At 29.3% G+C, this 1009-nt stretch carries 2 protein-coding genes; both read right to left on the bottom strand.

From position 1 onward, the window contains the following. Positions 1 to 180: 180 nt before the first annotated feature. Positions 181 to 546 (bottom strand): GFA family protein, encoded by a 366-nt coding sequence (locus AMN99_RS00210; protein ID WP_075505858.1) that lies wholly within the window; start codon positions 544 to 546, stop codon positions 181 to 183. Positions 547 to 559: 13 nt separating this feature from the next. Then, positions 560 to 943 (bottom strand): VOC family protein, encoded by a 384-nt coding sequence (locus AMN99_RS00205; protein ID WP_075505857.1) that lies wholly within the window; start codon positions 941 to 943, stop codon positions 560 to 562. Between the last annotated feature and the right edge of the window lie 66 nt (positions 944 to 1009).

Below are 1009 nucleotides of genomic sequence, written 5' to 3'. Positions count from 1 at the left end.
AAGTAAGGTTTTTTATTATTAGCTTTTTTTGCGATCCAAAAACATGCAGGTATTAGAAAAGATTTAAGCATCTTATCTTTGTTTCTAAATTTTTCTTTTGAGGTTTCTTGTGATTTAATAAATTTTAAACAATCACTTTTAACTTTTTTAAAACACTCAGCAGTAGATTGCATTGAATTTTTATTTTTCTTGGTCCATTGGATGGTTGAGACCATCAAATTGAGCTATCTCTTTTATATCTTCAACTTTAACTTCATCGATACAACCCAAATTAAATCCAGTCATAGCTGGTGCACTTCTTGGATTGTGATGAGTGTAAATTCCACAATCAGTACAAAAATAATGTTTAGCAATTTTTGAATGGTATTGATAAAGTTTTATTTTGTCCTCACCTTTTGTAAGTTTAAAATCTTCATTTTTAACCATGCCCATAGTTGCATTTTTTCTTTTGCAAATTGAACAATTGCATCTGACAATCTTCGCTAACTCATTAACTGTAGAATTAATTTCAGCTTCTACAGATCCACAATGACAACTTAGTTTCATATATCTCCTTAATTTAAGTTAAAATACTTTTTGCTGCAATCTTATTTCCATCTAAATCACGAACGTATGCATAGTAATTTCCATCTTTTCTAACCCCTGGTCCACCTTCATCTGTTGCTCCTTTTGATATTGCAACTTCATAAAATTTATCTACTGCTTCTTTAGTGTCAGCTAATAAAGTAGTTTGTGAACCATTTCCAAAAGTTGCAGGCTCACCATTTACAGGATGCGTTACATAAAATTGAACTTTATCTAAATCACTTAAATGAGCATAACCCAAATACTTTTCTGTTTTTAAAATTCTTTTTAATTTCAAAGGTTCAAAAACAGCATCATAAAAATCACCTGCTTTTTGATGATCATTAGAACCAACCATGACAAAATCTAAAACATTCATATTCAAAATCAGAATTTATATATTTAAATAACCAACTTAAACTATCTATGGTTGAAGTTATCCACA

The sequence above is a fragment of the Candidatus Pelagibacter communis genome (assembly GCF_001180225.1).
Taxonomy (GTDB): domain Bacteria; phylum Pseudomonadota; class Alphaproteobacteria; order Pelagibacterales; family Pelagibacteraceae; genus Pelagibacter; species Pelagibacter ubique_D.
The sequence above is the reverse complement of the archived record's forward strand: the minus strand, read 5'-3'. Positions and strand labels throughout refer to the sequence as shown.